Below are 24,477 nucleotides of genomic sequence, written 5' to 3'. Positions count from 1 at the left end.
GGTGGTCGCGGGGCTACTGCCGGTGCGGCGCGATGGAGCCGTCAGAGGATACCGTAAAGCGCGCGACGTTCGCGCGCTGGAACTCGGACAGATCCTGAATGCTGCCGTTGCGCCGGACCTCGACCGCGTCGACGTTGCCGATCACCACCCGGCCCACTTCCCCGCGCGCGTAGTCGCGTCGGTCCCCGGCCTTGAGCAGGCCGCGTTCAAGCACCCTGCCCTGCGGATCGAACACCTCCACCCAGCTGTCCTCGGAGAACCGCAGCGACAGCGCGGGCGGCGGCTCGGGCTGGCGCACCTGGGACTGCCGCTGCGGCAGCGCGGTCATGGACGCGACCAGCGGCCGCGGACCTTCCGCCGCCTCGCCCTTCTGCTCGGCCGGCTCGGACCCACCGGCCCTGTCCGGCGGTGGCACCAGCGCCGAATCGAGGTCGATGCGGGCGTCCATGTGCGAGCGGGTCGCCATCATCCAGATCGGCACCGCGATCAGCGCGGTGATCACGATGTACACCAGCCGCCCCATCAGCCGGTCCGCGGCGCGGCGCAGCGGAGGGGTGTAGATGCGTGGCTCGAGCCGGGCCGGCTCGATCGGCAGCGCGGACGAGGCCGCAGGCAGGGCCTCGTCGATCTCCAGCCCGAGCAGGCGGGCATAGCTGCGCAGCTGCCCACGCACGAAGACGGGGGCATCGAGCCCCTCCCAGTCCTCGTTCTCGAGCGACTGCACCACCCGCACGGGCATCTTCAGGCGCCTGGCCACCTCGGCCACGTCGAGGCCCGCCGCCTCGCGCGCCTTGCGCAGTCGCTCGCCGTCGCCGGCACGGCCGGCCATATGGTCGGAAGACTTCATGGTGTGCTGCTTCCCCCTGGACTCGCGTTCAGTGCCTGTGGAAACTCGGTCCTGAGCCGCTCAACATAACGCCGCGCAGCGGCGCTGTCGCCGAGTTTATCCTCGATTCGTGACGCCAATTCGAGAGCGGCCGGCGTCGCGGGGCCGGCGGCAAGCCGACGTTCGGAAAACGCGCGGGCCTCCAGATAGCGGCCCTGGCGCATGCTCTCCTGGGCCATCGCGCCTAGTGCCACCACGTTGACCGGATCGATGTCGAGCGCCGCGCGCAGGTCGCGCTCCACCCGCTCGAACCGTCCGGCACGGGCGGCGCAGGCGCCCGCATTGGCCAATGCCCCCGCCCGGTCGCCGTAGCGCGGATCAGCCACGGCGTCGTCGAACCACTGCAGCGACTCGGCCGCGCGGCCATTGCCGCACAGCCATGCACCGTAGTTGTTGAACGTCATCCCCGAGGGCGACAGGCGCGCGGCCTCGGCATGGTGCCTGCCCGCCACTTCCGGGCGCCCCTGGGCGCCGGCGACGAGGGCCATCATGGTGTGGGCCTCGGCCAGGCCCGCGTCGGCCTTGAGTGCGGCCTGCGCCGCCCGCTCGGCCTGCGCGAGCTCGCCGGCCTGCAGGTGCCGGTTCGCCACCGAGACCTGGTGCCGTGCTTCGCTGCGGCGCTTGCCCGCGGAGGTCTCCTTGAACTGGTAGTCGGGCGCGACCCGCTCCACGCCGCGGCGCGAGGCATCGGGCTTGACGAACGACAGCCGCGAGCACCCGCCCAGCGCCAGGACCAGCGCCGACGCCAGCACGAGCCGCTCACGCCACCGCACCGGCACCTCCCTGCTGCAGACGCTTGCGGAACTCGGACTGGCGCCGGGTGCGGTCCATCACCTGGCCCTTGAGCTGGCCGCAGGCGGCGTCGATGTCGTCGCCGCGGGTGCGGCGCACCGGCGCGATCCGGCCGGCCTCGTTGAGCAGCTTCTGGAACCGGCGGATCGCCGCATCGTCCGGGCGCTCGTAGCGGGTGCCCGGGAACGGGTTGAACGGGATCAGGTTGACCTTGGCCGCGTCCTTCATCTGCAGCCGGTTGTCGAAGTCGCGCATCAGCCGGATCAGTTCGCGCGCGTGCTCGGGCTGGTCGTTGACGCCCTTCATCAGGGTGTATTCGAACGTGACCGACTCGCCGCGCTTGCGCTGGGCGTAGCGCACGCAGGCCTCCATCAGCTCGGCGATCGGGTACTTCCTGTTGAGCGGCACCAGCCGGGTGCGCAGCTCGTCGTTGGGCGCGTGCAGCGACACCGCCAGCGACACGTCGCTCACCTCGGCCAGGCGGTCGATCTGCGGCACCAGCCCGGAGGTCGACAGGGTTACGCGCTTGTTGGCCAGGCCGTAGCCCAGGTCGTCGCGCATCACGCTCATCGCACGGACCACGTTGTCGAAATTCATGAGCGGCTCGCCCATGCCCATCATCACCACGTTGGTCAGCTTGCGCTGCTTGTGGGGCACGTTGCCCAGGTGGCGCGCGGCCACCCAGACCTGGCCGATGATCTCGGCGGTCGAAAGGTTGCGGTTGAAACCCTGGGTGGCGGTGGAGCAGAACGTGCAGTTGAGCCCGCAGCCCACCTGCGAGGACACGCACAGCGTGCCCCGGCCCTTGTCGGGAATGAAGACCGTTTCGACCGCGTTGCTGCCGTCCATCGCCAGCAGCCACTTGTGGGTGCCGTCGGCCGACGGCTTCTCGAACTGGACCTGCGGCACGCGCACCTGCGCGCGCTCGTGCAGCTTGGCACGCAGCGCCTTGCCCAGGTCGGTCATCTGTTCGAAGTCGGTGACGTGGCGATGGTGGATCCACTTCATCACCTGGTGCGCGCGGAAGCGCTTCTCGCCGAGTTCGTCGGCGAAGAAGCGCTCCAGGCCCTCGCGGTCGAGGTCGAGCAGGTTCTGTTTCATGCTGGCATCGACATCGCTCACGAGGCTACGCCACTTCCCTCAGCGCGAAAAGATCTCGGTACTGGCGAAGAAGTACGCGATCTCCACCGCCGCCGTTTCCGGCGCGTCCGAACCGTGCACCGCGTTGGCGTCGATGCTGTCGGCGAAGTCGGCGCGGATCGTGCCCGGCGCGGCTTCCTTCGGGTTGGTCGCGCCCATCAGCTCGCGGTTCTTCGCGATCGCATTCTCGCCCTCGAGCACCTGGATCATCACCGGGCCGCTGGTCATGAACTCGACCAGCGCGTTGAAGAACGGGCGCTCGCGATGCACCGCGTAGAAGCCTTCGGCTTCCTTGCGCGAGAGGTGCTTCATCTTCGCGGCGACGACCTTGAGGCCGGCCTTCTCGAAGCGGCTGTAGATTTCGCCGATGACGTTCTTGGCGACGGCATCGGGCTTGATGATCGAAAGGGTGCGCTCCAGCGCCATGGAAGATCTCCGGGCAGGGGCCACTCCGCGGGGAAGGGGCCAGATTAGCATGGGAAAAACCCGCGTGTGGACGCGGGTTTAGCCAACAAGGCTGCGGTAATTCTACCGGATTGTGCGGCAACGAAGAGGGCCGGATTTGCATCCGGCGCAGCCCCGGACTACGATCAAACAAGCGTTTGATTGAGTGGCGGCGGATGGTGATCGCAGGGCGGCAGTTCTCCACCAAGGACCGGATCCTGGGCGCGGCCGAGGAGCTGTTCGCCCAGCACGGCTTCTCGGGCACCTCCCTGCGCCAGGTCACGGCACTGGCCGACGTCAATATCGCCGCGGTCAACTACCACTTCGGCAGCAAGGACAACCTGGTCCACGAGGTGTTCCGCCGGCGGATGGACGTCATGAGCCGCCAGCGCCTGGACCGGCTGCGCGCCGCGCTCGAGGCCCGCCCGGGGGAGCTGGAGCCGATCCTGGCCGCCTTCGTCGAACCCGCCCTGGACCTGGCCCTCGACCGCCAGGGGCATTCCTTCATCCGCGTCATCGCGCGGGCTTACGCCGAACACAACGAGAATCTGCGCGGTTTCCTGTCCGAGCGCTACGGGCACGTCCAGCGGGAGTTCGCCCGCGCCCTGGCCGCGTGCCTGCCGCGCCTGGACAAGGAAACGCTGTACTGGCGACTGGACTTCCTCGGCGGCGCCCTGACCTACGCCATGGCCGACTTCGGGCTCATCAAGCGGCCCGCGGGCGTGGACGAGGCGGCGCACCGGCGCCGGGCAGCCGCCGAGCTGATCCGCTTCGCCGCCGCCGGATTCCAAGCTTGAACTGCTGCTCCCTCTTGTAAAACAAATGGATGCAAGACATGTCTGAGAAACTGCTTGTACGTCGTGCCGCAGTGCTGGGCGCTGGCGTCATGGGCGCGCAGATCGCCGCGCACCTGACCAACGCCGGCGTCGACACCGTGCTGTTCGACCTCCCGGCCAAGGAGGGCGACCCGAACGGCATCGTGCTCAAGGCCATCGCCAACCTCGCCAAGCTCAGCCCTGCCCCGCTGGCCAGCAGGTCGCTGGCCGAGGCCATCACTCCGGCCAACTACGAGACCGGGCTGGAGCTGCTCAAGGGCTGCGATCTGGTGATCGAAGCGATCGCCGAGCGGATGGACTGGAAGCAGGACCTGTACCGCAAGGTGGCCCCGTTCATCGCCCCGCACGCGGTGCTGGCCAGCAACACCTCGGGCCTGGGAATCAACAAGTTGTCGGAGGTTCTTCCGGAGGAGCTGCGCCCGCGGTTCTGCGGCGTGCACTTCTTCAATCCGCCGCGCTACATGCATCTGGCCGAGCTGATCCCGGCCAAGGCGACCGACCCGGCCGTGCTCGAAGGCCTGGAGACCTTCCTGACCACCAGCCTGGGCAAGGGTGTGGTCTACGCCAAGGACACGCCGAACTTCATCGGCAACCGGATCGGCGTGTTCTCGATCCTGGCCACCGCGCACCACACCGGTGAATCCGGTCTGGGCTTCGATGAGGTGGACGCCCTGACCGGCCCGCTGATCGGCCGCCCGAAGTCGGCGACCTACCGCACCTCCGACGTGGTCGGCCTGGACACCATGGCCCATGTCATCAAGACGATGGCCGACACCCTGCCCGACGACCCCTGGCACAAGTACTTCAGGGCGCCGGCCTGGCTCGAGGCGCTGATCGCCAAGGGCGCGCTGGGGCAGAAGGCCGGGGCCGGCGTGTTCCGCAAGGCCGGCAAGGACATCCTGGTCCTGGACCTGGAGAAGCAGGACTACCGCCCGGCCGACCGCAAGGCCGCCGACGAAGTGGTCGAGATCCTCAAGACGAAGGATCCGGCCGAGAAATTCCGCCGGCTGCGCGAGAGCCAGCATCCGCAGGCGCAGTTCCTGTGGGCGGTGTTCCGCGACCTGTTCCACTACAGCGCCTACCACCTGGCCGACATCGCCGAGACCGCGCGCGACGTCGACCTGGCCATCCGCTGGGGCTACGGCTGGTCGCTGGGTCCGTTCGAGACCTGGCAGGCGGCCGGCTGGAAACAGGTGGCGCAGTGGATCGCCGACGACATCGTGGCCGGCAAGGCCATGAGCGACGCGCCGCTGCCCGACTGGGTGTTCGACGGCCGCTCGGGCGTGCATGCCGCCGAGGGCAGCTACAGCCCCGGCCAGGATGCCAAGCTGCCGCGCTCGGCGCTGCCGGTCTACCGCCGCCAGCGCTTCCCCGACCCCCTGCTGGGCGAGTCGTTCCCGCTCGGCGAGACGGTGTTCGAGAACGACGGCGTGCGCCTGTGGACCGACGGCGACGACGTGGGCGTGGTCAGCTTCAAGACCAAGATGCACACCGTCTCCGACCAGGTCCTCGACGGACTGCAGGAAGCGATCGGCATCGCCGAGAAGAAGTTCGCGGGCCTGGTGCTCTGGCAGCCGAAGGAGCCGTTCTCGGCCGGCGCCGACCTGGCCGGTGCGCTGGGCCTGCTCCAGGCCGGCAAGGTCGACGCCTTCGAGGCGATGGTCGCCAACTTCCAGGCCACCAGCCAGCGCATCAAGTACGCGCTGGTGCCGGTGGTGGCCGCGGTGCGCGGCCTGGCGCTCGGCGGCGGCTGCGAGTTCCAGATGCACAGCGCCCGCACCGTCGCCCACCTGGAAAGCTACATCGGCCTGGTCGAGGCCGGCGTGGGCCTGCTGCCGGCCGGCGGCGGGCTGAAGGAAATCGCGGTGCGCGCCTCGCAGGCCGCGGGCCCGGGCGGCGACGTGTTCGCCGAGCTGAAGAAGACCTTCGAGACGGTGGCCATGGCCAAGGTCTCGACCTCGGCGGTGGAGGCCCGGGAACTGGGCCTGATGCGCCCGGCCGACAAGGTCGTGTTCAACGCCTGGGAGCTGCTGCATATCGCCCGCCAGGAAGCGCTCGCGCTGGCCGGAAGCGGCTACCGCCCGCCCCTGCCCGCGCGCCGCATCCGGGTCGCCGGCGACGTCGGTATCGCCACCTTCCGCATGCTGCTGGTGAACATGCTCAAGGGCCGCTTCATCAGCGAATACGACGACGAGATCGCCACCCGCATCGCCACCGTGCTGTGCGGCGGCGAGGTCGACCGCGGCGCGGTGGTGGACGAGGACTGGCTGCTGCGTCTGGAGCGCAAGCACTTCGTCGAGCTGGCCCAGCAGGACAAGACCCAGGCCCGCATCGCCCACATGCTCAAGACCGGCAAGCCGCTGCGCAACTGACCGACGACGACACAGGACACCAGACCATGAGCAAGCAGATCCAGGACGCCTACATCGTCGCCGCCACCCGTACCCCGGTCGGCAAGGCTCCGAAGGGCGTCTTCCGCAACACCCGTCCCGACGAGATGCTCGCCCACGTGCTCAAGGCCGTGGTCGCGCAGGCGCCGGGCATCGATACCAGCCGCATCGACGACGCCATCATCGGCTGCGCGATGCCCGAGGGCGAACAGGGCATGAACGTGGCCCGCATCGGCGTGCTGCTGGCCGGCCTGCCGAACACCATCGCCGCGCAGACCATCAACCGCTTCTGCTCCTCCGGCCTGCAGGCCGTGGCGCTGGCGGCCGACCAGATCCGGCTCGGCAACGCCGACCTGATGCTGGCCGGCGGCACCGAGTCGATGTCGATGGTGCCGATGATGGGCAACAAGGTCGCGCTCAGCCCGCAGGTGTTCGCGCGCGACGAGAACGTCGCCATCGCCTACGGCATGGGCATCACCGCCGAGAAGGTGGCCGAGGAGTGGAAGGTCTCGCGCGAAGACCAGGACGCCTTCGCCCTCGCCTCGCACAGGAAGGCGCTCGCGGCCCAGGCCGCCGGCGAGTTCGCCCAGGAGATCACGCCCTACGAGGTGGTCTCGCGCGTGCCCGACCTCGCCGGCAATACCGTGCGGCTGAAGAAGCTGCGGGTCGAACAGGACGAGGGCCCGCGCGCCGACACCTCGGCCGAAGGCCTGGCGAAGCTGCGCACCGTGTTCCGCAACGGCCAGTTCGGCGGCACCGTCACCGCCGGCAACTCCTCGCAGATGAGCGACGGCGCCGGTGCGGTGCTGCTGGCTTCCGAGCAGGCGATCAAGGACTACGGCCTGACGCCGCTGGCCCGCTTCGTCAGCTTCTCGGTCGCCGGCGTGCGCCCGGAGGTGATGGGCATCGGCCCGATCGCCGCGATCCCGAAGGCGCTCAGGCAGGCCGGTTTGACCAGGGACCAGCTGGACTGGATCGAGCTCAACGAGGCCTTCGCCGCCCAGGCGCTGGCCGTGATCCGCGATTCGGAGCTGGACCCGGACAAGGTCAACCCGCTCGGCGGCGCGATCGCGCTCGGCCATCCGCTGGGCGCGACCGGCGCGATCCGCACCGCGACCATCGTCCACGGCATGCGCCGCAGGAAGCACAAGTACGGCATGGTGACGATGTGCATCGGCACCGGCATGGGCGCGGCGGGGATCTTCGAGGCGCTCTGACCCTCCCGCCCCCCCTGTCGCAGAAAAACGGCGCCCCCCGGGGCGCCGTTTGCGCTTGTCCCTGACGCGCGTCGTCCGGTCAGCCGCGTACCGGCGCATCGGGCTGCGCCTGGATCTGCTGCGAGCTTCTGGAGTCCTCCTGCGCGGCTGCAAGCAGCCTGTTTCCGCGTTCGAGCATCGCCAGCATCTCCGGCGAGGTCCCGATCGCGGCAAAGGCCAGTGACACCTCGGCCTCGTCGCCCGAACGCAGCGCGGCCGAGAGCCGGTCGATGGGCGGACACCCGAAGCAGGGCGCCTGCGCCCTGCGCTGGTTGACCGCCGGCTCGGGTTCCGCGGGCAGGCCTGGTCGGTGGTCCGGGTGATCGGGATGGCTAGGCGCCTGCTGCTGCGACGGGTGGACCTGCGGCGTGCGCCCGGGCGCGACGTAGTCCAACCGGTCCACTTCGCGCGGCCGCGTCGCGGGAGCGAACCGCAGCGTGGGCGGGTCGATGTCTCCGGTCTGCCGGATCCCGTGGTCGCGCTGGAAATCCAGCAGCGCGCCCTGCATCCCGATCCGGTAGACGCCATCGCGATCCAGCGGTCCGCCATCAGCCGCGCGATACCCTTCCCCGCCCATGACGCGCTGCAGGTCGCGGATCCGCGGATCGGACGCTCCCAGCCGGAAGGTACCGTCAGCGGGCACGGGGCGTGGCTGGACGTTCGTGCGGTGGACGGCGTCCACGGGCAGCCGGCCGCTGGCCAGGTCGTCGACATAGTTGCGGAACTGCAGGTAGTAGCGCGAATCCATTTCCATGTGCACGTGGATCCGGCGCGTGTCCACGTCACTCTGGATGCCGAGCGTCTGTCCGTATTCCACCGCGTCCCCGACATCGACTTCGATATCGCTCATGTGGCGGATGCGGGCGATGACCTCCCCGCCCCGCCGATCGAGGATGTCCACCAGTCCCTCGCGATCGCGCCGCGCGCCCACGACGCCGGCAACCGGGCTGGGGACCTCGACGGATCGGCCCTCACGACTCATGGCGTCAAGCGCGGAACTGGACAGGATGAAATCCTTCTTGATCAGTACCTGGTCCGTCGCGAGCCCGTAATCGCGGAACCGGCCCGCGACCGGCCGTGGGAACTCGATCTCCTCGATCCGACCGCCGACATAGGCGAACACGCGTCCACGCTCGCCGCCGATGATCGACCCGTCCACCATCCGCACGCCCCGGCTGTCCCCCGGATGATGCAGCACGAGGCTGTCGAACCCGGTCACCGGCTCGTTCAGCTGCGTACCCTGCCCATGGACCCGGACCGGCGAACCGTCTCGGTCGCGCGGTGGTCCCAGTTGCTGGATGCGGTAGGCCGCCGGCCCGGGCGGCGTGGCGTTCTGCATGGTCATGGCCCCTCCCTGGCCGGTTCTTCGCCTGTCGGGCGCTGCACCCGGACCTGCGTTCAGTCCTCATCGTCCCTGTAGTACTGCCCTTCGTATTCGAGCAGGCGCCGGCACTCGTCGGGCCATCGGCACCCCTCGAACGGGTCCAGGGTCCAGTCCTGCGTCAGGTACCAGCAGTCGCCTCGCCAGGTGAAAGTGGTGATGCGGCCGGGCGTGTCGACGGCGTACTCCCCCGTCGACACCTTCCGGACCTTGAGATCGGTGACAGGCCGAAGCACATGGTCGCCGTTCGCATCGAAGCCGTTCCACTTCTCACCCGCCCGGAGCCGCGCATTGTCCGAGACGAAGGCCTCCCGTTCGGTGTCGTAGCGATAGCGGTCATGCGAAGGCGCGCTGCGCTCGACGACCTCCCACTGTGGATTGGCCGGATCACCGGGGTCTGTATTGTGCTGCTCGTAGTACGGGCCCTTGACCTCGTAGGGCCGGGCGGTGAACCGGACCTGGAGGTCGCCGCTGTTGAAGAATGCGCGGATGAACTCCTCGAAGTCCTCCGAGGGACAGGCCGGCTCGACCTCCACGGGCAGCCGGATCCGTCCGGGCATCATGGGCGGCATGGCATCGCCAGAGCGTGCCTCGGACTGCGCCGGGGAAGCTGAAACCACCTGCGGGACCTGCCGCCCGCCGGAGCCGGTCGCCGACGACGGTGACGGCAGCGTCCTGCCGCTGCACGCCACGCCCGCCATCAGCGCGGCGGTGGCCCAGAGGGCCCGGGCGGCCGTGCCTGCCGCCACCGTCCTGACCACCCTGGAATCAGGTCTGCCTGTCCTGGCCTGCTTCATCCGTCACCATCCCTGTCGACGCATCGCCACGGGGATCCGTCCCCTCGCCCCGCTCTGCGCACCATCCTACACGCATCCCGCGCCCGTGGGCGGTCGGCTCAGCTGATGTCGGTCACGCCCAGTTCGCGCAGTGCGCTGGCCATGGCCTCGCTGGCGGCTTCGCTGAGCTTCTCGTGGTCGAGCGCGAAGCGGATCGTCGCCTCGACCAGGCCAATGTGGGTACCGCAGTCGAAGCGCGTGCCGCGGAAGCGGTAGGCGTCGATCTGCTGCTCGCCCAGCAGGCTGGCGATGGCGTCGGTGAGCTGGATCTCCCCGCCGGCGCCGCGGCCGGTCTTCTCCAGATGGTCAAAGATCGCCCCGGGCAGGATGTAGCGGCCGACCACTGCCAGGGTGCTCGGCGCCTCCTCGGGCCTTGGCTTCTCGACCATGCGCCGGATCGCACCGCTGCGGTCGCGGAAGTCCCCGGTCTCGACGATGCCGTAGCTGCCGGTCTGCTCGCGCGGCACGTCCTGCACCGCGATCGCGCCGACGCCGTGGGCCTCGGCGTGGTCGGCCATCTGCTTGAGCGCGCCCGGGCCGTTGCGGTTCCAGATCAGGTCGTCGGGCAGCAGCACCGCGAACGGCTCGTCGCCCACCACCGGCTTCGCGCACAGCACGGCATGGCCCAGGCCCAGGGCCTCGGCCTGGGTGACGAACACGGCACGGACGCCTTCGGGCAACACGTTGCGCACCAGCTCGAGCTGCTCGTGCTTGCCGGCCTTCTCGAGCTTCTGCTCGAGTTCGTAGGCCTTGTCGAAGTAGTCGGCCACCGCGTGCTTGTAGCGGTTGGTCACGAACACCAGGGTGTCGCAGCCGGCCTCGATCGCCTCGTCCACCGCGTACTGGATCAGCGGGCGGTCGACGATCGGCAGCATCTCCTTGGGAACGGTTTTCGTGGCAGGGAGGAACCGTGTTCCCAGTCCAGCGACCGGGAACACCGCTTTTCGGATGCGTCGGGTCATGTCTTTCTAGCCTGTCGTGCGGGGAATGCGACGACGGTGCCCGTGTCCTCGCGCTCGGCCTCCGCATCCGCGTTGCCGGGACGGAATTCGGGGAGCGTCTCGCGCAGCAGGCGCGCAAGCTCCTCGGTATCGAATGCGGCCACCGCCTCGCGCATGCGCGCGAGCGCCGGCTGGAGCTTCTCCGCGGACACCGAACGGGCCTCGGCCTGGAGGATCTTCGGGTGCACCGTCGGACGGTACCGTTCGTCGGCGTGGAACAAGGTTTCGTGGAGTTTCTCCCCGGGCCGCAGCCCGGTGTAGACGATCGCGATGTCGCGCTCGGGCTGCTTGCCCGCCAGCCGGATCATCTGCTCGGCCAGCAGCCGGATCGGTACCGGCTCGCCCATGTCCAGCGTGTACACCGCCTCGCGCGCGCCGATCGCCACCGACTGCATGATCAGCTGGCAGGCCTCGGGGATGGTCATGAAGTAGCGCGTGACCTCCGGATGGGTCACGGTCACCGGCCCGCCGCTGCGGATCTGTTCGCGGAACAGCGGCACGACGCTGCCGGCCGAATCGAGCACGTTGCCGAAGCGCACGGTTACGAAATGGGTGCCGTCGGTCTGGGCCATCGACTGGCACACCATCTCGGCCAGGCGCTTGGACGCGCCGAGCACGTTGACCGGATCGACCGCCTTGTCGGTGGAGATCAGCACGAAGGTGCCGACCCGGGCCGCGCGCGCCTCGCGCGCCACCACCTCGGTGGCCAGCACGTTGTTGCGCACCGCTTCGCGCAGCTGCCCTTCCAGCACCGGGACCTGCTTGTAGGCCGCGGCATGGAACACCGCGTCGGGGCTGGACAGGCGCAGCGCATGGCGGATCACCGCCGGATCGCCGCAGTCGCCGAGCACCGGCACGCAGCGGATCTGCGGGAAGTCGCGCCGCAGTTCCGACTCGGTCTTGATCAGCGCCAGTTCGTCGATCTCGACCAGCGCGATCGTCGACGCCCCGTGCCGGGCGCACTGCCGGCACAGCTCGGCGCCGATGGAACCGCCGGCGCCGGTCACCAGCACGCTGCGGCCGCCGAGCCATGCGCGGATCGCCTTCCAGTCCGGCGTGACCGGCTTGCGGCCGAGCAGGTCCTCGATCGCCACCTCCTTGAGTTCGCCCGGCAGCGAACGCCCTTCGAGCATGTCGTCGAGCCGCGGCACCATGCGGAACGGAAGCCCGGTGCGTTCGCAGGCGGCCACCACGCGGCGCATCGTGGCCGCGTCCACCGAGGGCATTGCGATCACCAGCAGTTGGGCCGCCGTCTCCGGCGCGATCCGGGCCACGTCCTCGACCCGCCCCAGCACCGGTACGCCCTGCAGCCGGCTGCCGCGCAGCTTGGCCGCATCGTCCAGGAAGCCGACCGGGACATACGCCCCGGTCCTGCGCAGGTCGCGCACCAGGGTTTCGCCGGCCCGCCCCGCGCCCAGGATCAGCACCCGCAGCGCGGCCTTGTCGGTGCGCGCGATCTGGTGGTCCTTCCACGCCCTGTAGACCAGCCGGGGCATGCCCAGCAGCGCGGTGAGCAGCAACGGGTACAGCAGCAGCACCGAGCGCGGCACCTGGTCGAGCCGGCGGTTGAAGACGAACAGCACCAGCATGATCGCCAGCAGGCCGACCATCGCCGCCTTCAGGATGTTGACCAGGTCGGGCAGGCTCGCGAACCGCCAGACGCCGCGGTACAGGCCCACCTGCCAGAACACCGCGCCCTGCGCGGCCAGCACCAGCAGGATCTCGGCGGTGGCCAGCGACGGGAACGGCACGCCCGGCTGCATCGCGTGGCGGAAATGATGAAGCGCAGTCCAGCTCAGCCAGACCATGAACAGGTCGTGCGCGACGATTGCCATTCGCGGCGTCGCCATGCTGACCCGATCCTTCCAGTTGAGCATGTTCAGCGGTTCCTTCTACCGAGCTCGTCCGTCGAACCATCCACGGGCGACGCGCCGCGGAGCCTGTTCCACGCCAGCGCACCCACCGCTAGGAACGTCGAGCAGGCCGCGATGATAATGACCGAAGTGCCTGAACGCACAAGAAACATGAGCATCGAAGCAAGCACCGCGGCGGCGGCATACGCGAGCGTGACCGGGACGTGGGAGCCCAATGTACGGGCCCAGACCTGGTAGGCATGCCGGACGTGCGGACGCCACCACGCCTCACCCGCCAAGATGCGCAAAGCAAGCGTCAAAGACGCGTCAACGAGGAACGGCAGGAGTGGCAGAACCCACAGCACCCGTGCGACCGGTCCCCCTCCTTGCGAACCGACGGTGAACAGCATCGCCAGGCCGTATCCCAGCGCACCGCTGCCCACGTCCCCGAGGAAGATCCGGGCCCGCGGGAAGTTGAACGGCAGGAAACCGAGCGCCCCTGCGGCCAGCGCCAGGCCCAGCCACCACACCGGCCCCGCCCCCGCGAGCATCGCCCATGCCACCGCCACCACCAGGGCCTGCATCGCAGCGATGCCGTCGATGCCGTCCATGAAGTTCCAGACGTTGACCAGCACCAGGGCCGAGGCGAAGGCCACCGACACGTCAAGCGCGTCCCCGCCCCGCGACCACGCCGCCGCAGCGAGCAGGGCGGCCGAGAGCGCGTGCACGCACAGGCGCGGCCACGCCGGCAGCGGCCGGTGGTCGTCGAGCCAGCCGATGCCGGCGACCAGCAGCAGGCCGGCGCCGGCCAGCAGGCATGCGGGCCGTTCCCCGGGCGCGACCACGGCCAGGATCCCGCCGGCGGCCAGCAGCACCAGCACGATCGACACCCCACCACCACGCGGCGTCGCCGCCTGGTGGCTGCGACGCTCGCCAGGAAGGTCGACCAGCCGGCGCCGCAACGCATAGGCACGGGCAAGCGCCGTGACGACCGCACCGAGCACGGTCCCCGCCAGCATCCATGCCAGGGCCTGTGCGGCAGGCGCCATCAGACGACGGCGTAGTTGAGCAGGGGCTTGATCGTGCCCCACTCCTTGCAGCTCGGGCACTGCCAGTGGTGGCTGCGGGCGCCGAAACCGCAGCGATTGCAGCGGTAGCTGGGATTGCGCACCAGCAGTTGCTCGGTGATCAGGCGCAAGTCCTGCAGCGTCGCCGACAGGTCGGTGTTCTCGGCCAGGGTGAGATCGATCAGGGCCGCTTCGCCGCGGACCGAGGGCCGGTCCTTGAGCTGCTGTGCCAGGTAGGCGCGCGCGGCATGCACGCCGTCCTGCGCCTCGACCAGCCGGGTCAGCGCCAGCACCGGCGCGATGCCGCGGTAGTGTTCGCTCATCTCGGCCAGGAACTTGCGCGCGCCGGCCGCGTCGCCAACCCGGTCGTAGGCGGCCAGCAGGGCCGGAAGCACCTCGGGCAGGAAGTCGGTGTCGTGGCGCGCGGCGCGTTCATAGGCGCGGATCGCGCCGGCGTCGTTGCCGGCGTCGGTTTCCAGCCGCCCCTCGAGGATGCCGGCGCGCACCGACGTCGCATCGGCCGCGTAGGCGCGCGCCACCGCGGCCCGCGCCGCCTCCGCATTCCCGGCCAGGCGCTCGCGTTCGGCCAGCTCGCATTCGAAGTGGGCGATGAGCTTGCCCATCGGCTCGCCGGTGGCGGCCTCGTAGCGGGTCGCGTTCTCGATCGCCTTGGCCCAGTCGCGCTCGGCCTGGTAGATGCCGATCAGGTGCTTGAGCGCCTGCGGGGCGCGCTGGTCGATCCGCGCCAGGTCGGTGAACACGACCTCCGCACGGTCGAGCAGGCCGGCCTTCATGTAGTCCTCGCCCAGCGCCAGCAGCGCCTGGACCTTCTGCGGGTCGCTCAGGTCCGGGCGCTGGGCCAGACCCTGGTGCAGACGGATGGCGCGGTCGACCTCGCCGCGACGGCGGAACAGGTGGCCCAAGGCCAGCTGGGTCTCGAAGGTTTCCTTGTCCAGCTCGGCGATGTGCAGGAACAGCTCGATCGCCTTGTCCGGCTGTTCGTCGAGCAGGTAGTTCAGGCCCCGGAAGTAGGTGGTGGACAACCGGCTGACCTGGGTATCGCTGTGGCGCTCGCCTCCCCGCCGGCCCACCACCCAGCCGCTCAGCGCGGCCAGGGGCAGCAGCAGGAAGAACCAGAACCACTCGCTGACGAATGCCATGGCTCAGACTCCCGTGTCTTGGGCGGCACGTGGCGCGTGCCGGTCCGCGGATTGTCCATTCCCGAGCCTGCGCCGCAACGGCAGCACCACGCCGATCGCCAGCACCAGCCCGCCCCATAGCGCGCCCAGCAGCAACGCCGCCAGCAGCAGCACGCCAAGGCCGCCGTGGATCGCGGTGAACCCCAGGTCCAGGACCACCGGCTGCCGGTTGAGCGCGCCCACTGCGGCGCCGAGCGCCACGGACAGCACGGCGACGAGGATCCGGAGCAGCCGCATGCGCGGGGCCTGCGGCCTAGTCCTCCGCGGGCAGCGGGATCACGTCGGTGACCCGCTCGCGCAGGTCCTTGCCCGGCTTGAAATGGGGGACGTACTTGCCCGGCAGCGCCACCGCTTCGCCGGTCTTGGGGTTGCGGCCCGTGCGCGGGGGCCGGAAGTGCAGCGAAAAACTGCCGAAACCGCGGATCTCGATGCGGTCGCCGCGGGCGAGCGAGGCCGCCATCATCTCCAGCAGCGATTTGACCGCAAGGTCGACGTCGTCGGCCTTCAGGTGCGCCTGGCGCTGGGTGAGGATCTCGATCAGTTCCGATTTGGTCATCTTCGACACGCCCGTGGAAGCTGGGGGCGGCCCGCCACGCGGGCCGCCCCCCGGTCAAGGCGCCCGGCCGCGCGGGGCCGGACGCAGGCGGCCGAAGCCGCCGTCGCACTTACTCGGACTTGTTCTCCAGCTGCTCGCGCAGCAGCGCGCCCAGCTTGGTGGTGCCGCTGGAGGCTTCCGCCGCCGCCTTGTTGTACTCGGCGAGGGTCTCGGCCGCCTCGGCCTCGTCCTTGGCGCGGATCGACAGCTGCAGGGTGCGGCTCTTGCGGTCCTGGCCGATGTACTTGGCCTCGATCGCGTCACCGACCTTCAGGTGCTGGCTGGCGTCGTCGACGCGGACATCGGAGATGTCGCGCGCGGCCACGTAGCCTTCCACGCCGTCGCCCAGGTCGATGACCGCACCCTTGGCGTCGACTTCCTTCACCGTGCCGCTCACCTTCGAGCCGCGCGGATGGTTGGCCAGGAACTGCCCGTACGGATCCTGCTCGAGCTGCTTGACCCCCAGCGAGATGCGCTCGCGCTCCGGGTCGACCGCCAGCACCACCGCCTCGAGGGTCTCGCCCTTCTTGAAGTTGCGGGCCACGTCCTCGCCGGTGGAGTTCCAGCTGATGTCGGACAGGTGGATCAGGCCGTCGATTCCACCCTCCAGGCCGATGAACACGCCGAAGTCGGTGATCGACTTGATCTGGCCGGTGACCTTGTCGCCCTTCTTGTGGATCGCGGCGAAGGTCTCCCACGGGTTGCTGGTGACCTGCTTGATGCCCAGCGAGATGCGGCGGCGCTCCTCGTCCACGTCCAGGACCATGACCTCGATCTCGTCGCCAACCTGGACCACCTTGGACGGGTTGACGTTCTTGTTGGTCCAGTCCATCTCCGACACGTGCACCAGGCCCTCGACGCCCGGCTCGATCTCGACGAACGCACCGTAGTCGGTGACGTTGGAGACCTTGCCGAACACGCGGGTGTTGGCCGGGTAGCGGCGGGAGATGTTCTCCCACGGATCCTCGCCCAGCTGCTTGAGGCCCAGCGAGACGCGGTTGCGCTCGCGGTCGTACTTGAGCACGCGGACCTCGAGCTCCTGGCCGACCTCCACCACCTCGGACGGATGGCGCACGCGCTTCCACGCCATGTCGGTGATGTGCAGCAGGCCGTCGATGCCGCCCAGGTCGACGAACGCGCCGTAGTCGGTGAGGTTCTTGACCACGCCCTTGAGCACGGCGCCCTCGACCAGCTTCTCCATCAGCGCCTCACGCTCCTCGGAGTGCTCGCTCTCGACGACGGCACGGCGCGAGACGACCACGTTGTTGCGCTTGCGGTCGAGCTTGATGAGCTTGAACTCGAGTTCCTTGCCCTCGAGGTACACCGGGTCGCGGACCGGGCGCACGTCGACCAGCGAGCCCGGCAGGAACGCGCGGACGTCCTTGATGTCGACGGTGAAGCCGCCCTTGACCTTGCCGCTGATGCGGCCGACCACGGTCTCGTTCTTCTCCAGGGCCTCTTCCAGCTCGTCCCACACCATGGCGCGCTTGGCCTTCTCGCGCGACAGCACGGTCTCACCGAAGCCGTTCTCGATCGAGTCCAGCGCCACCTTGACGGTGTCGCCGACGGCGACGTCGATCTCTCCTGCCTCGTTACGGAACTGCTCGATCGGCACGATGCCTTCCGACTTCAGGCCGGCGTTGATGATCACCACGTCGGTCCGCACGTCCACTACGGTTCCGTTGACGATGGCGCCGGGCTTGAGCTTCGCCAGGTTGGCTTGGCTGGCCTCGAACAGTTCTGCGAATGATTCGGTCATTTGGTTTACTCGGTTGATGACACAGACCGCGTGTCCATGGCGCGGGCGCCGCGGTCCACCCGTTTGTCGACCTGCGCGGGATTGCGTATGGCCGTGAGTGTTGTGGTGGATTGAAATCCGCGCGGGAACTCCCGCGCGGGGCCGTTGTCTGCCTTGTCCGACCCCGGATCCCGGCCGGCGCCCGCCGGCGCGCCAGGGCGGCGGGCCGGTGCGGCCGCGGGCGCTCGCGCCTGCGGTCAGGACGCCACGACGGCCAGGACGCGCTCGACCACCTCGTCGATGCCGAGGCCGGTGGTATCGATGTGGACGGCCCCCGGGGCCGGCCGCAACGGCGCCACCGCGCGATCGGCGTCGCGGGCGTCGCGCGCGAGGATCTCGCGCAGCAGACCGTCCATTGTGACCGAAACCCCCTTGCCCTTCAACTGTTTATAGCGCCTTTCGGCGCGCTCGCCGGCGCTGGCGGTCAGGAAGACCTTGAACGGGGCGTCCGGGAAGATCACCGTGCCCATGTCGCGCCCGTCGGCCACCAGCCCCGGCGGGCGCCGGAAACCGCGCTGGCGGTCCTTCAGGGCTTCCCGGACTTCCGGGATCGCGGCGATCGTCGAGGCCGCCGCCCCGGCCTCCTCGGTGCGCAGTGCGTCGGTGGCGTCCTCGCCGTCCACCAGCACCCGCAACTCGCCGTCGGGATCCTCGCGGAACTCGATCCGGGTGTCCCGGGTGAGCCGGGCCAGGGCTTCGACATCGGCCAGATCGAGGCCGGCCCTGGCCGCCGCCGCGCCGACCGCGCGGTACAGCGCGCCCGAATCGAGGTAGTGCCAGCCCAGCCGTGCGGCCGCCAGGCGGCTCACCGTCCCCTTGCCCGAGCCCGACGGGCCGTCGATGGTCAGCACGGGAACGGGGTCTGCCATGGGGATCTCTGCCGGCGCCGGGGGGCCGCGATTATCCTTCAACACCCCATCCCGGGCGAGGCGGCGGGCGGGGCCGAAGGTCCGCTTGAAGGCGACGCCCTGCGCCCGGTATAATGCGCGGCTTCATTTTTCCCGCCGCATCCAACCGGTTTCCCAGAGGTTTCCGTCATGAAGGTCCTGTCCTCCCTGAAGTCGGCGAAGGCCCGCCACCGCGACTGCAAGGTCGTCCGTCGCCGTGGCAAGGTCTTCGTGATCTGCAAGTCCAACCCGCGTTTCAAGGCGCGCCAGCGCTGAGCGCAGCGCCCTCCGGTCCGCGCCGGACGGGCATCGGGCAGTATCCGGAGGGGCCGCAGCGATGCGGCCCCTTTTGTTTTTGCCGCGGACACGTACCGCGTCGCGCCGCAGGTCCCCCGGATGCCCATCCGGATCGGCCCGGCGCCGAAGGCCCCGCTTCCGGTGCGACCAGGCGCCGCCGCCCCCGGAGGACATGCCGACGCCGGCTTCCGGCACCCCGGCACAGCGGCCAGCGCCTGAATCTGCTAAAACACGGGGCCGCCCACGCCCCAGGCCATCGACGGAGCCCAGACCATGCGCCTGTTGTTCCCCAGCCTTGCCCTGTCCGTACTGCTGTGCGCCGCCGGCGCCGCGTCCGCCGATACCCTGCTGGTCGAACGCGCCCAGGCCAAGGCCCACGTGACCCTGCCCGAACGCGGGCTCACCGCCGCCCAGGTCCAGGCCCGCTTCGGCGCGCCGACCCAGCGCCTGGAGCCGCGCGGTGGCCAGAAGCGCCAGTGGCCCACCATCAACCGTTGGGTGTACCCGCAGTTCACCGTGTACTTCGAGCGCGACCGAGTGATCGACGCCGTGCTCAACCAGGCCGACCCCTCGGAGATCGGCCCGAAGCCGGCGATCCGCTGACGCGCCATTCCACTTCGGGCAACAGGGTCGCGCATAATGCGCGGCCCCGTTTCCGCCTGCCCGCCCGATGCCCGACACGTCCGCCCCGCGCTTCCCCGCCGAGTGGGAGCCGCAGTCCGCGATCCTGATCGCCTGGCCCCACGCCGGCACCGACTGGGCCGAGCGCCTGGGCGAGGTCGAAGACACCTACATCGCCCTGGTCGCCGCGATCACCCGCTTCCAGCCCGTGATCGTCTGCGTCGCCGACGAGGACGTGGAGAGCTACGCCCAGGCGCGGCTGTCGTCCAACCGCGTCGACATGGCGCGGGTGCGCTTCGTCGAGGTGCCCTACGACGACACCTGGCTGCGCGACACCGGCCCCATCACCCTGCGCGAGGGCGACAGCTTCCGCCTGCTGGACTTCCGGTTCACCGGCTGGGGCGGCAAGTTCGAGGCGAGCCGCGACGACCGGCTGGTCGAGCGCCTGCACGGCATGGGAATTTTCTGCAACAGTTCACGGCAACATATTGATTTTTCATTGGAAGGGGGAGCGATCGAGACCGATGGCGCAGGCACGTTGCTGACCACCTGGCAGTGCCTGCACCAGCGCCACCCGGACGCGGAACGCGAACAGCTGGGCAGGCAACTGGCGGACTGGCTGCACCAGGACCGGGTGCTGTGGCTCGACCACGGCTACCTGGAGGGTGACGACACCGATGCGCACGTCGACACCCTCGCCCGCTTCGCCGCACCCGATGCCATCGTGTTCCAGGCCTGCGACGATCCGGCCGACAGCCACCACGCCCCGCTCCAGGCCATGGCGGCCGAACTGGCCGCGCTGCGCACCGCCGACGACCGCCCCTACCGGCTGTTCCCCCTGCCCTGGCCGCGGCCGGTGATCGACGGCGGCCGGCGCCTGGCCGCCAGCTATGCCAACTTCCTCATCGCCAACGGCGCGGTGCTGATGCCCGCCTACGGCGACCCGGCCGACGCCGCCGCGGCGGCGGTGCTGGGCGAGGCCTTCCCGGGACGCGAGATCGTGCCGATCCCCTGCCGGCCGCTGATCTGGCAGAACGGCAGCCTGCATTGCCTCACCATGCAGTTGCCTGAAGGGCTGGTGGCCTGAACACGGCGCCCTGCGCGCCGCGTCCTACAATGGAAGGCATGAAAACCCGCACCCTTCCCGTCGCCCTGGTCCAGGAACGCAACCACGGCGACGCCGACGCCAACCTGGCGATCATCGAACAGCGCGTGGCCGAAGCCGCGAAGGCCGGCGCCCGGCTGGTCCTGCTGCAGGAACTGCACAACAGCTGCTACTTCTGCCAGCACGAGTCGGTCGACGAATTCGACCTGGCCGAGCCGATCCCCGGTCCCAGCACCGAGCGCCTGGGCGCGCTCGCCAGGCGGCACGGGGTGGTGCTGGTGGCGTCGCTGTTCGAGCGCCGCGCGGCGGGGCTGTACCACAACACCGCAGTGGTGCTGGAGGCCGACGGCAACATCGCCGGCACGTACCGCAAGATGCACATCCCGGACGATCCGGGTTTCTACGAGAAGTTCTACTTCACCCCCGGCGACCTCGGCTTCGCCCCGATCGACACCTCGGTCGGCCGCCTGGGGGTGCTGGTGTGCTGGGACCAGTGGTACCCGGAGGCCGCGCGCCTGATGGCGCTGGCCGGGGCCGAAGTGCTGCTCTACCCGACCGCGATCGGCTGGGATCCGGACGACGACCAGGCCGAGAAGGACCGCCAGCGCGACGCCTGGGTGCTCAGCCACCGCGGCCACGCCGTGGCCAACGGCCTGCCGGTGCTCAGCTGCAACCGCGTCGGCCACGAGCCCTCGCCGCTGGGCGCGTCGGGCATCGACTTCTGGGGCAACAGCCACGTCCTGGGGCCGCAGGGCGAGTTCCTGGCCGAGGCCGGCGGCGAGCCGACGCTGCTGCTGGCCGAACTGGACATGCAGCGCAGCGAGCAGGTCCGGCGGATCTGGCCGTTCCTGCGCGACCGCCGCATCGACGCCTACGACGGCCTGCTCAAGCGCTACCTGGACTGACGTTGCGGCGGCGCGGCCCGCGCCGGCCGCCTTGACCCGTACGAACGGTCGTGCTTTTATCGCGACCATGACGAGGAAGCCGTCCGCTGCCGGTCCCGCTTCGGCCAAGGGCGCCGCCACGCGCGAGGCGATCCTCGCGCGCTCCTACGCGCTCGCCTGCCGCAACGGCCTGGAAGGGCTGACCATCGGTCTGGTGGCCGAGCAGGTCGGGATGTCCAAGAGCGGCGTGTTCGCCCACTTCGGCTCCCGCGAGGACCTCCAGCTGTCCACCCTCGACCTGGCCGGCGAGCTGTTCGCCCGCGACGTGCTGCAGCCGGCGCTGGAGGCCAGGCGCGGGCTGCCGCGGCTGCGCGCGATCTTCGCCAACTGGGCCGGGTGGGTCCGGCACGAGAAGGACGGCGGCTGCCTGTTCCTCGCCGCCGCCAGCGAGTACGACGACCGCCCGGGACCGATCCGCGACCGCCTGCTGGCGCTCGAGGCGGCCTGGCGCGAGCAGCTCGCCCGCGCCGTGCAGCAGGCGATCGACGCCGGCGAACTCGATGCCTCCACAGATCCTGCCCAGTTCGCCTTCGAGATGTACGCGATCGCGCTCGCGATCCACCACGACGCCGGCCTGACCGGCTACGTCGGGGCCGTCGCGCGGGGGCAGCGCGCGTTCGAACGCCTGATCCGGGGCTACGCCCCCGCCCGTTGACCCTTCCCCACGCGAGGCCCGCGCATGGACCACTTGCACGACATAAATAGCACGACCGTTCGTACTGATGACGGGATACCGGGTCCACCCGCCAGCCCGCCGCCTTCGATTCCCCAGACGCCGCTGCCCCCCTCCGAAGCGGCCTGGCTGGGCCGCGACTGGCGCTTCACCATGCTGCGTGGATCCATGCGCCTGTTGTCGCGCGTGGCCCCGCCGCTGGCGGTGGACCTGTTCCAGCGGACCTGGTTCACCCCGCCAAGGGTCCGGCCCCGTGGCGACGCGCTCCGCTGGCTGGCGCGCGGCGAACCGATGGCGTTCCGCGTCCATGGCCATGCGGTGCGGGCCTGGTCCTGGGGCAAGGGCCCCACGGTGCTGCTGGTCCACGGCTGGGGCGGCCATGCCGGGCACCTGCATGCGATCGGCCAAGCGCTGTGCGAACGCGGCCTGCGCGTGGTCGCCTACGACGCGCCGGCGCACGGCCAGTCCGGCCCGAGCCGGTTGGGCGCACGCCGGGTGACCCTGGTCGAGATCGCCGACGCGCTGCGGATCGTCGCCGCCGGCGCCGGTCCGCTGCATGGCCTCGTGGCGCACTCGGGCGGCTGCACCGCGGCTGCACTCGCGCTGCGCGGCGGCTGGACCGGGCCACGCCGCATGGCCCTGGTCGCACCGTTCGCCTTGCCTTCGCAGGCGGTGGCGCCGTTCGGCCGGGCGATCGGCGCCAGCGACGCGGTGACCGCCCGCTTCAGCGCCCGCGTCCAGGCCTGGCTCGGCCGGCCGTGGACGGAATTCGACATGACCGGACTGCCCGCATCCCGCACGCCGCCGCCGTCGCTCGTGGTCCACGACGCAGGCGATCGCGAAGTGCCGGCAGCGCATGGCCGGGCGCTGGCCGGGGCCTGGCCGGGAGCGCGCTGGCTGGAGACCGCCGGCCTGGGCCACCGCCGCCTGCTGCGCGACCCGGCCGTGGTCGCCCGCGTGGCGGACTTCATCGCCGGCGGCGACCGCCCGCGCCGCTGGCGTCCTTCGGACGCGCGCGACGAGCTCGACCGCCTCTTCGACCCGCACGGGTCCACGCCCGGCTGAGTGCGGCGGCGCCTTCCCGGCCGGCTTTCCTTGCCCCGCGCGAGCCTCTAACCTGTCGCCCGCCGTCGCGGAAGCGGCGGCGCCGCGCGGCCTCCACGGCCGCACGCCCTTCCCCGCGAACCCGGACCGACCCTTGCCCGACTCCCCCGCTTCCACCAGCGCCGGCTGGCGCGAGCAGCCGCACGCGATCGTCGAGCGCGACGGCGTGCGCTACACCCTGCTCGGCACCGCGCACGTCTCCCACGCCAGCGTCCAGGCCGTGCGCGAGGCGATCGGCTCGGGCGCGTTCGACGCGGTCGCGGTGGAACTCGACGAGCAGCGGCTCAAGGCGATGGGTGATCCCGACGCGCTGGCGAAACTCGACCTGGTCAAGGTGCTGCGCGAGGGCAAGACGCCGATGTTCGCCGCCAACCTCGCCCTGGCCAGCTACCAGCGGCGCCTGGCCGAGCAGCTGGGCATCGAGCCGGGGGCGGAGCTCAAGGCCGCGGTCGAGGACGCGCAGGCGCGCGGGCTGCCGATGCACCTGGTCGACCGCGACGTCGGCCTGACCTTCCGTCGCGCCCTGCAGGGCCTGGGCTGGTGGCAGCGGGCCAAGCTCGCCGGCGGAATCCTCGCCGGCCTGATCGCGGACGAGGAGCTGGCCGAGCACGACATCGAGAAGCTCAAGCAGGGCGACATGCTGCAGGCCAGCTTCAGCGAGTTCGCCGAACAGAGCCCGCCGCTGTACGAGGCGCTGATCGCAGAGCGCGACCGCTACATGGCCGCGCGCCTGCGGGCGACCGCGGGCGATGCGCGCGAGGTGCTGGCGGTGGTCGGCGCCGGGCACCTCGACGGCCTGGCCAGGCACCTGCGCGAGGATGACGCGGACCCGGCCGCGACCGTGTCCGCGCTCGAATCGGTGAAGCCGAAATCCAGCGTCCCGCTGCTGGAGATCGGCATCGGCGTGTTCCTGCTCGGCGGCTTCGCCTGGGGCTTCGCCAGCGGCGGCTTCGACGTCGGTGCCGACCTGATGCTGTACTGGGTGCTGTGGACCGGGGGCCTGGGCGCGCTGGGCTGCCTGCTTGCCGGCGGGCATCCGCTGAGCATCCTCGGCGCGTTCGTCTCCTCCCCGTTCACCCCGCTGCACCCCGCGCTGGCCTCGGGCACGGTCAGCGCGCTGGTGGAGGCCTGGGTGCGCAAGCCCACGCATGCCGATTTCATGGCCCTGCGCGAGGACCTGAACACGATGCGCGGCTGGTGGCGCAACCGGGTGGCGCGGGTGATGGTGAACTTCTTCCTGACCTCGCTCGGTACCGCGATCGGGGTCTGGACCGGCGGCGCCAGGATGCTGGCGCGGCTGTTCGGCTGAGGCCGGGCCGGTCCACGCACGCGCGACGGGTCCTTCTGTCGCACCCGCCCCACCCCGCGACCG

At 70.4% G+C, this 24,477-nt stretch carries 24 protein-coding genes; 10 read left to right on the top strand and 14 right to left on the bottom strand.

Annotation, left to right across the window (positions count from 1 at the left end; genetic code table 11):
* Window positions 1-13: 13 nt before the first annotated feature.
* The 4 genes from FQY79_RS13465 to ndk are packed head-to-tail and all read right to left on the bottom strand — an operon-like array spanning window position 14 to window position 3,244.
* Window positions 14-847: a RodZ domain-containing protein gene (locus tag FQY79_RS13465; RefSeq protein WP_146313423.1), complete on the bottom strand. Its 834-nt coding sequence runs from the start codon at window positions 845-847 to the stop codon at window positions 14-16.
* Window positions 844-1,659, bottom strand: coding sequence for a type IV pilus biogenesis/stability protein PilW (pilW, locus tag FQY79_RS13460; RefSeq protein ID WP_146313422.1), 816 nt, complete (start codon window positions 1,657-1,659; stop codon window positions 844-846). The genes FQY79_RS13465 and pilW overlap by 4 nt, the downstream gene beginning before the upstream one ends.
* On the bottom strand, window positions 1,646-2,779 hold the full coding sequence (gene rlmN / locus FQY79_RS13455) for a dual-specificity RNA methyltransferase RlmN (protein ID WP_146313421.1): 1,134 nt from the start codon (window positions 2,777-2,779) through the stop codon (window positions 1,646-1,648). Before rlmN ends, pilW begins: the two co-directional genes overlap by 14 nt.
* 39 nt (window positions 2,780-2,818) lie before the next feature.
* On the bottom strand, window positions 2,819-3,244 hold the full coding sequence (gene ndk, locus FQY79_RS13450) for a nucleoside-diphosphate kinase (RefSeq protein WP_146313420.1): 426 nt from the start codon (window positions 3,242-3,244) through the stop codon (window positions 2,819-2,821).
* 194 nt (window positions 3,245-3,438) lie between these two features.
* Between ndk and FQY79_RS13445 the strand changes: the two genes are divergently transcribed.
* From FQY79_RS13445 to FQY79_RS13435, 3 genes are read left to right on the top strand one after another with little or no spacing between them, the layout of a single operon-like run.
* Window positions 3,439-4,059 carry a TetR/AcrR family transcriptional regulator gene (locus FQY79_RS13445; RefSeq protein ID WP_146313419.1) on the top strand — a complete coding sequence of 207 codons (621 nt, stop codon included), beginning with the start codon at window positions 3,439-3,441 and terminating at the stop codon, window positions 4,057-4,059.
* Window positions 4,060-4,097: 38 nt separating this feature from the next.
* Window positions 4,098-6,470: a 3-hydroxyacyl-CoA dehydrogenase/enoyl-CoA hydratase family protein gene (locus tag FQY79_RS13440; protein WP_146313418.1), complete on the top strand. Its 2,373-nt coding sequence runs from the start codon at window positions 4,098-4,100 to the stop codon at window positions 6,468-6,470.
* 26 nt (window positions 6,471-6,496) lie between these two features.
* Window positions 6,497-7,705, top strand: a complete 1,209-nt coding sequence (locus FQY79_RS13435; RefSeq protein ID WP_146313417.1) for an acetyl-CoA C-acyltransferase — start codon at window positions 6,497-6,499, stop codon at window positions 7,703-7,705.
* 79 nt (window positions 7,706-7,784) lie between these two features.
* Here FQY79_RS13435 and FQY79_RS13430 read toward each other — a convergent pair whose 3' ends face one another.
* From FQY79_RS13430 to cmk, 10 genes are all read right to left on the bottom strand, one after another.
* Window positions 7,785-9,089, bottom strand: coding sequence for a peptidoglycan-binding protein (locus tag FQY79_RS13430; protein ID WP_146313416.1), 1,305 nt, complete (start codon window positions 9,087-9,089; stop codon window positions 7,785-7,787).
* A gap of 53 nt (window positions 9,090-9,142) precedes the next feature.
* Window positions 9,143-9,922 carry a hypothetical protein gene (locus tag FQY79_RS13425; RefSeq protein WP_146313415.1) on the bottom strand — a complete coding sequence of 260 codons (780 nt, stop codon included), beginning with the start codon at window positions 9,920-9,922 and terminating at the stop codon, window positions 9,143-9,145.
* 98 nt (window positions 9,923-10,020) lie between these two features.
* Window positions 10,021-10,923: a UTP--glucose-1-phosphate uridylyltransferase GalU gene (gene galU, locus FQY79_RS13420; RefSeq protein WP_146313414.1), complete on the bottom strand. Its 903-nt coding sequence runs from the start codon at window positions 10,921-10,923 to the stop codon at window positions 10,021-10,023.
* Window positions 10,920-12,839 (bottom strand): polysaccharide biosynthesis protein, encoded by a 1,920-nt coding sequence (locus tag FQY79_RS13415; protein ID WP_146313413.1) that lies wholly within the window; start codon window positions 12,837-12,839, stop codon window positions 10,920-10,922. The genes galU and FQY79_RS13415 overlap by 4 nt, the downstream gene beginning before the upstream one ends.
* Before the next feature lie 2 nt (window positions 12,840-12,841).
* The gene (locus tag FQY79_RS13410) at window positions 12,842-13,864 is read right to left on the bottom strand and encodes an MraY family glycosyltransferase (protein ID WP_146313412.1); all 1,023 of its coding nucleotides are present in this window, start codon (window positions 13,862-13,864) and stop codon (window positions 12,842-12,844) included.
* On the bottom strand, window positions 13,864-15,042 hold the full coding sequence (gene lapB, locus FQY79_RS13405) for a lipopolysaccharide assembly protein LapB (RefSeq protein WP_146313411.1): 1,179 nt from the start codon (window positions 15,040-15,042) through the stop codon (window positions 13,864-13,866). Before lapB ends, FQY79_RS13410 begins: the two co-directional genes overlap by 1 nt.
* 3 nt (window positions 15,043-15,045) lie before the next feature.
* Window positions 15,046-15,318, bottom strand: coding sequence for a lipopolysaccharide assembly protein LapA domain-containing protein (locus tag FQY79_RS13400; RefSeq protein ID WP_146313410.1), 273 nt, complete (start codon window positions 15,316-15,318; stop codon window positions 15,046-15,048).
* A 16-nt stretch (window positions 15,319-15,334) separates the two neighbouring features.
* Complete coding sequence (locus tag FQY79_RS13395) at window positions 15,335-15,637, bottom strand: integration host factor subunit beta (RefSeq protein ID WP_146313409.1); 303 nt, start codon at window positions 15,635-15,637, stop codon at window positions 15,335-15,337.
* A 109-nt stretch (window positions 15,638-15,746) separates the two neighbouring features.
* Window positions 15,747-17,435, bottom strand: coding sequence for a 30S ribosomal protein S1 (gene rpsA, locus FQY79_RS13390; protein WP_146313408.1), 1,689 nt, complete (start codon window positions 17,433-17,435; stop codon window positions 15,747-15,749).
* A gap of 236 nt (window positions 17,436-17,671) precedes the next feature.
* Window positions 17,672-18,343 carry a (d)CMP kinase gene (cmk, locus tag FQY79_RS13385; RefSeq protein WP_146313407.1) on the bottom strand — a complete coding sequence of 224 codons (672 nt, stop codon included), beginning with the start codon at window positions 18,341-18,343 and terminating at the stop codon, window positions 17,672-17,674.
* A gap of 168 nt (window positions 18,344-18,511) precedes the next feature.
* Between cmk and ykgO the strand changes: the two genes are divergently transcribed.
* The 7 genes from ykgO (at window position 18,512) to FQY79_RS13350 (ending at window position 24,414) form a co-directional block, all read left to right on the top strand.
* On the top strand, window positions 18,512-18,637 hold the full coding sequence (gene ykgO, locus FQY79_RS13380) for a type B 50S ribosomal protein L36 (RefSeq protein ID WP_010342887.1): 126 nt from the start codon (window positions 18,512-18,514) through the stop codon (window positions 18,635-18,637).
* 294 nt (window positions 18,638-18,931) lie between these two features.
* Window positions 18,932-19,261 carry a hypothetical protein gene (locus FQY79_RS13375; protein WP_146313406.1) on the top strand — a complete coding sequence of 110 codons (330 nt, stop codon included), beginning with the start codon at window positions 18,932-18,934 and terminating at the stop codon, window positions 19,259-19,261.
* A gap of 67 nt (window positions 19,262-19,328) precedes the next feature.
* Complete coding sequence (locus FQY79_RS13370) at window positions 19,329-20,366, top strand: agmatine deiminase family protein (RefSeq protein WP_146313405.1); 1,038 nt, start codon at window positions 19,329-19,331, stop codon at window positions 20,364-20,366.
* 38 nt (window positions 20,367-20,404) lie between these two features.
* Window positions 20,405-21,289 carry a carbon-nitrogen hydrolase gene (locus FQY79_RS13365; RefSeq protein WP_146313404.1) on the top strand — a complete coding sequence of 295 codons (885 nt, stop codon included), beginning with the start codon at window positions 20,405-20,407 and terminating at the stop codon, window positions 21,287-21,289.
* A gap of 67 nt (window positions 21,290-21,356) precedes the next feature.
* The gene (locus FQY79_RS13360; RefSeq protein ID WP_146313403.1) at window positions 21,357-21,983 is read left to right on the top strand and encodes a TetR/AcrR family transcriptional regulator; all 627 of its coding nucleotides are present in this window, start codon (window positions 21,357-21,359) and stop codon (window positions 21,981-21,983) included.
* A 186-nt stretch (window positions 21,984-22,169) separates the two neighbouring features.
* The gene (locus FQY79_RS13355) at window positions 22,170-23,066 is read left to right on the top strand and encodes an alpha/beta fold hydrolase (protein ID WP_186760054.1); all 897 of its coding nucleotides are present in this window, start codon (window positions 22,170-22,172) and stop codon (window positions 23,064-23,066) included.
* 133 nt (window positions 23,067-23,199) lie between these two features.
* A complete protein-coding gene (locus tag FQY79_RS13350; protein ID WP_146313401.1) occupies window positions 23,200-24,414 on the top strand; it encodes a TraB/GumN family protein in 1,215 nt (404 codons plus the stop codon).
* Window positions 24,415-24,477 lie beyond the last annotated feature (63 nt).

The organism is Luteimonas wenzhouensis (assembly GCF_007859305.1).
GTDB classification, from domain to species: Bacteria; Pseudomonadota; Gammaproteobacteria; order Xanthomonadales; family Xanthomonadaceae; genus Luteimonas; species Luteimonas wenzhouensis.
Note: the sequence above shows the minus strand (reverse complement) of the source record. Positions and strands in the feature narration are given on the sequence as shown.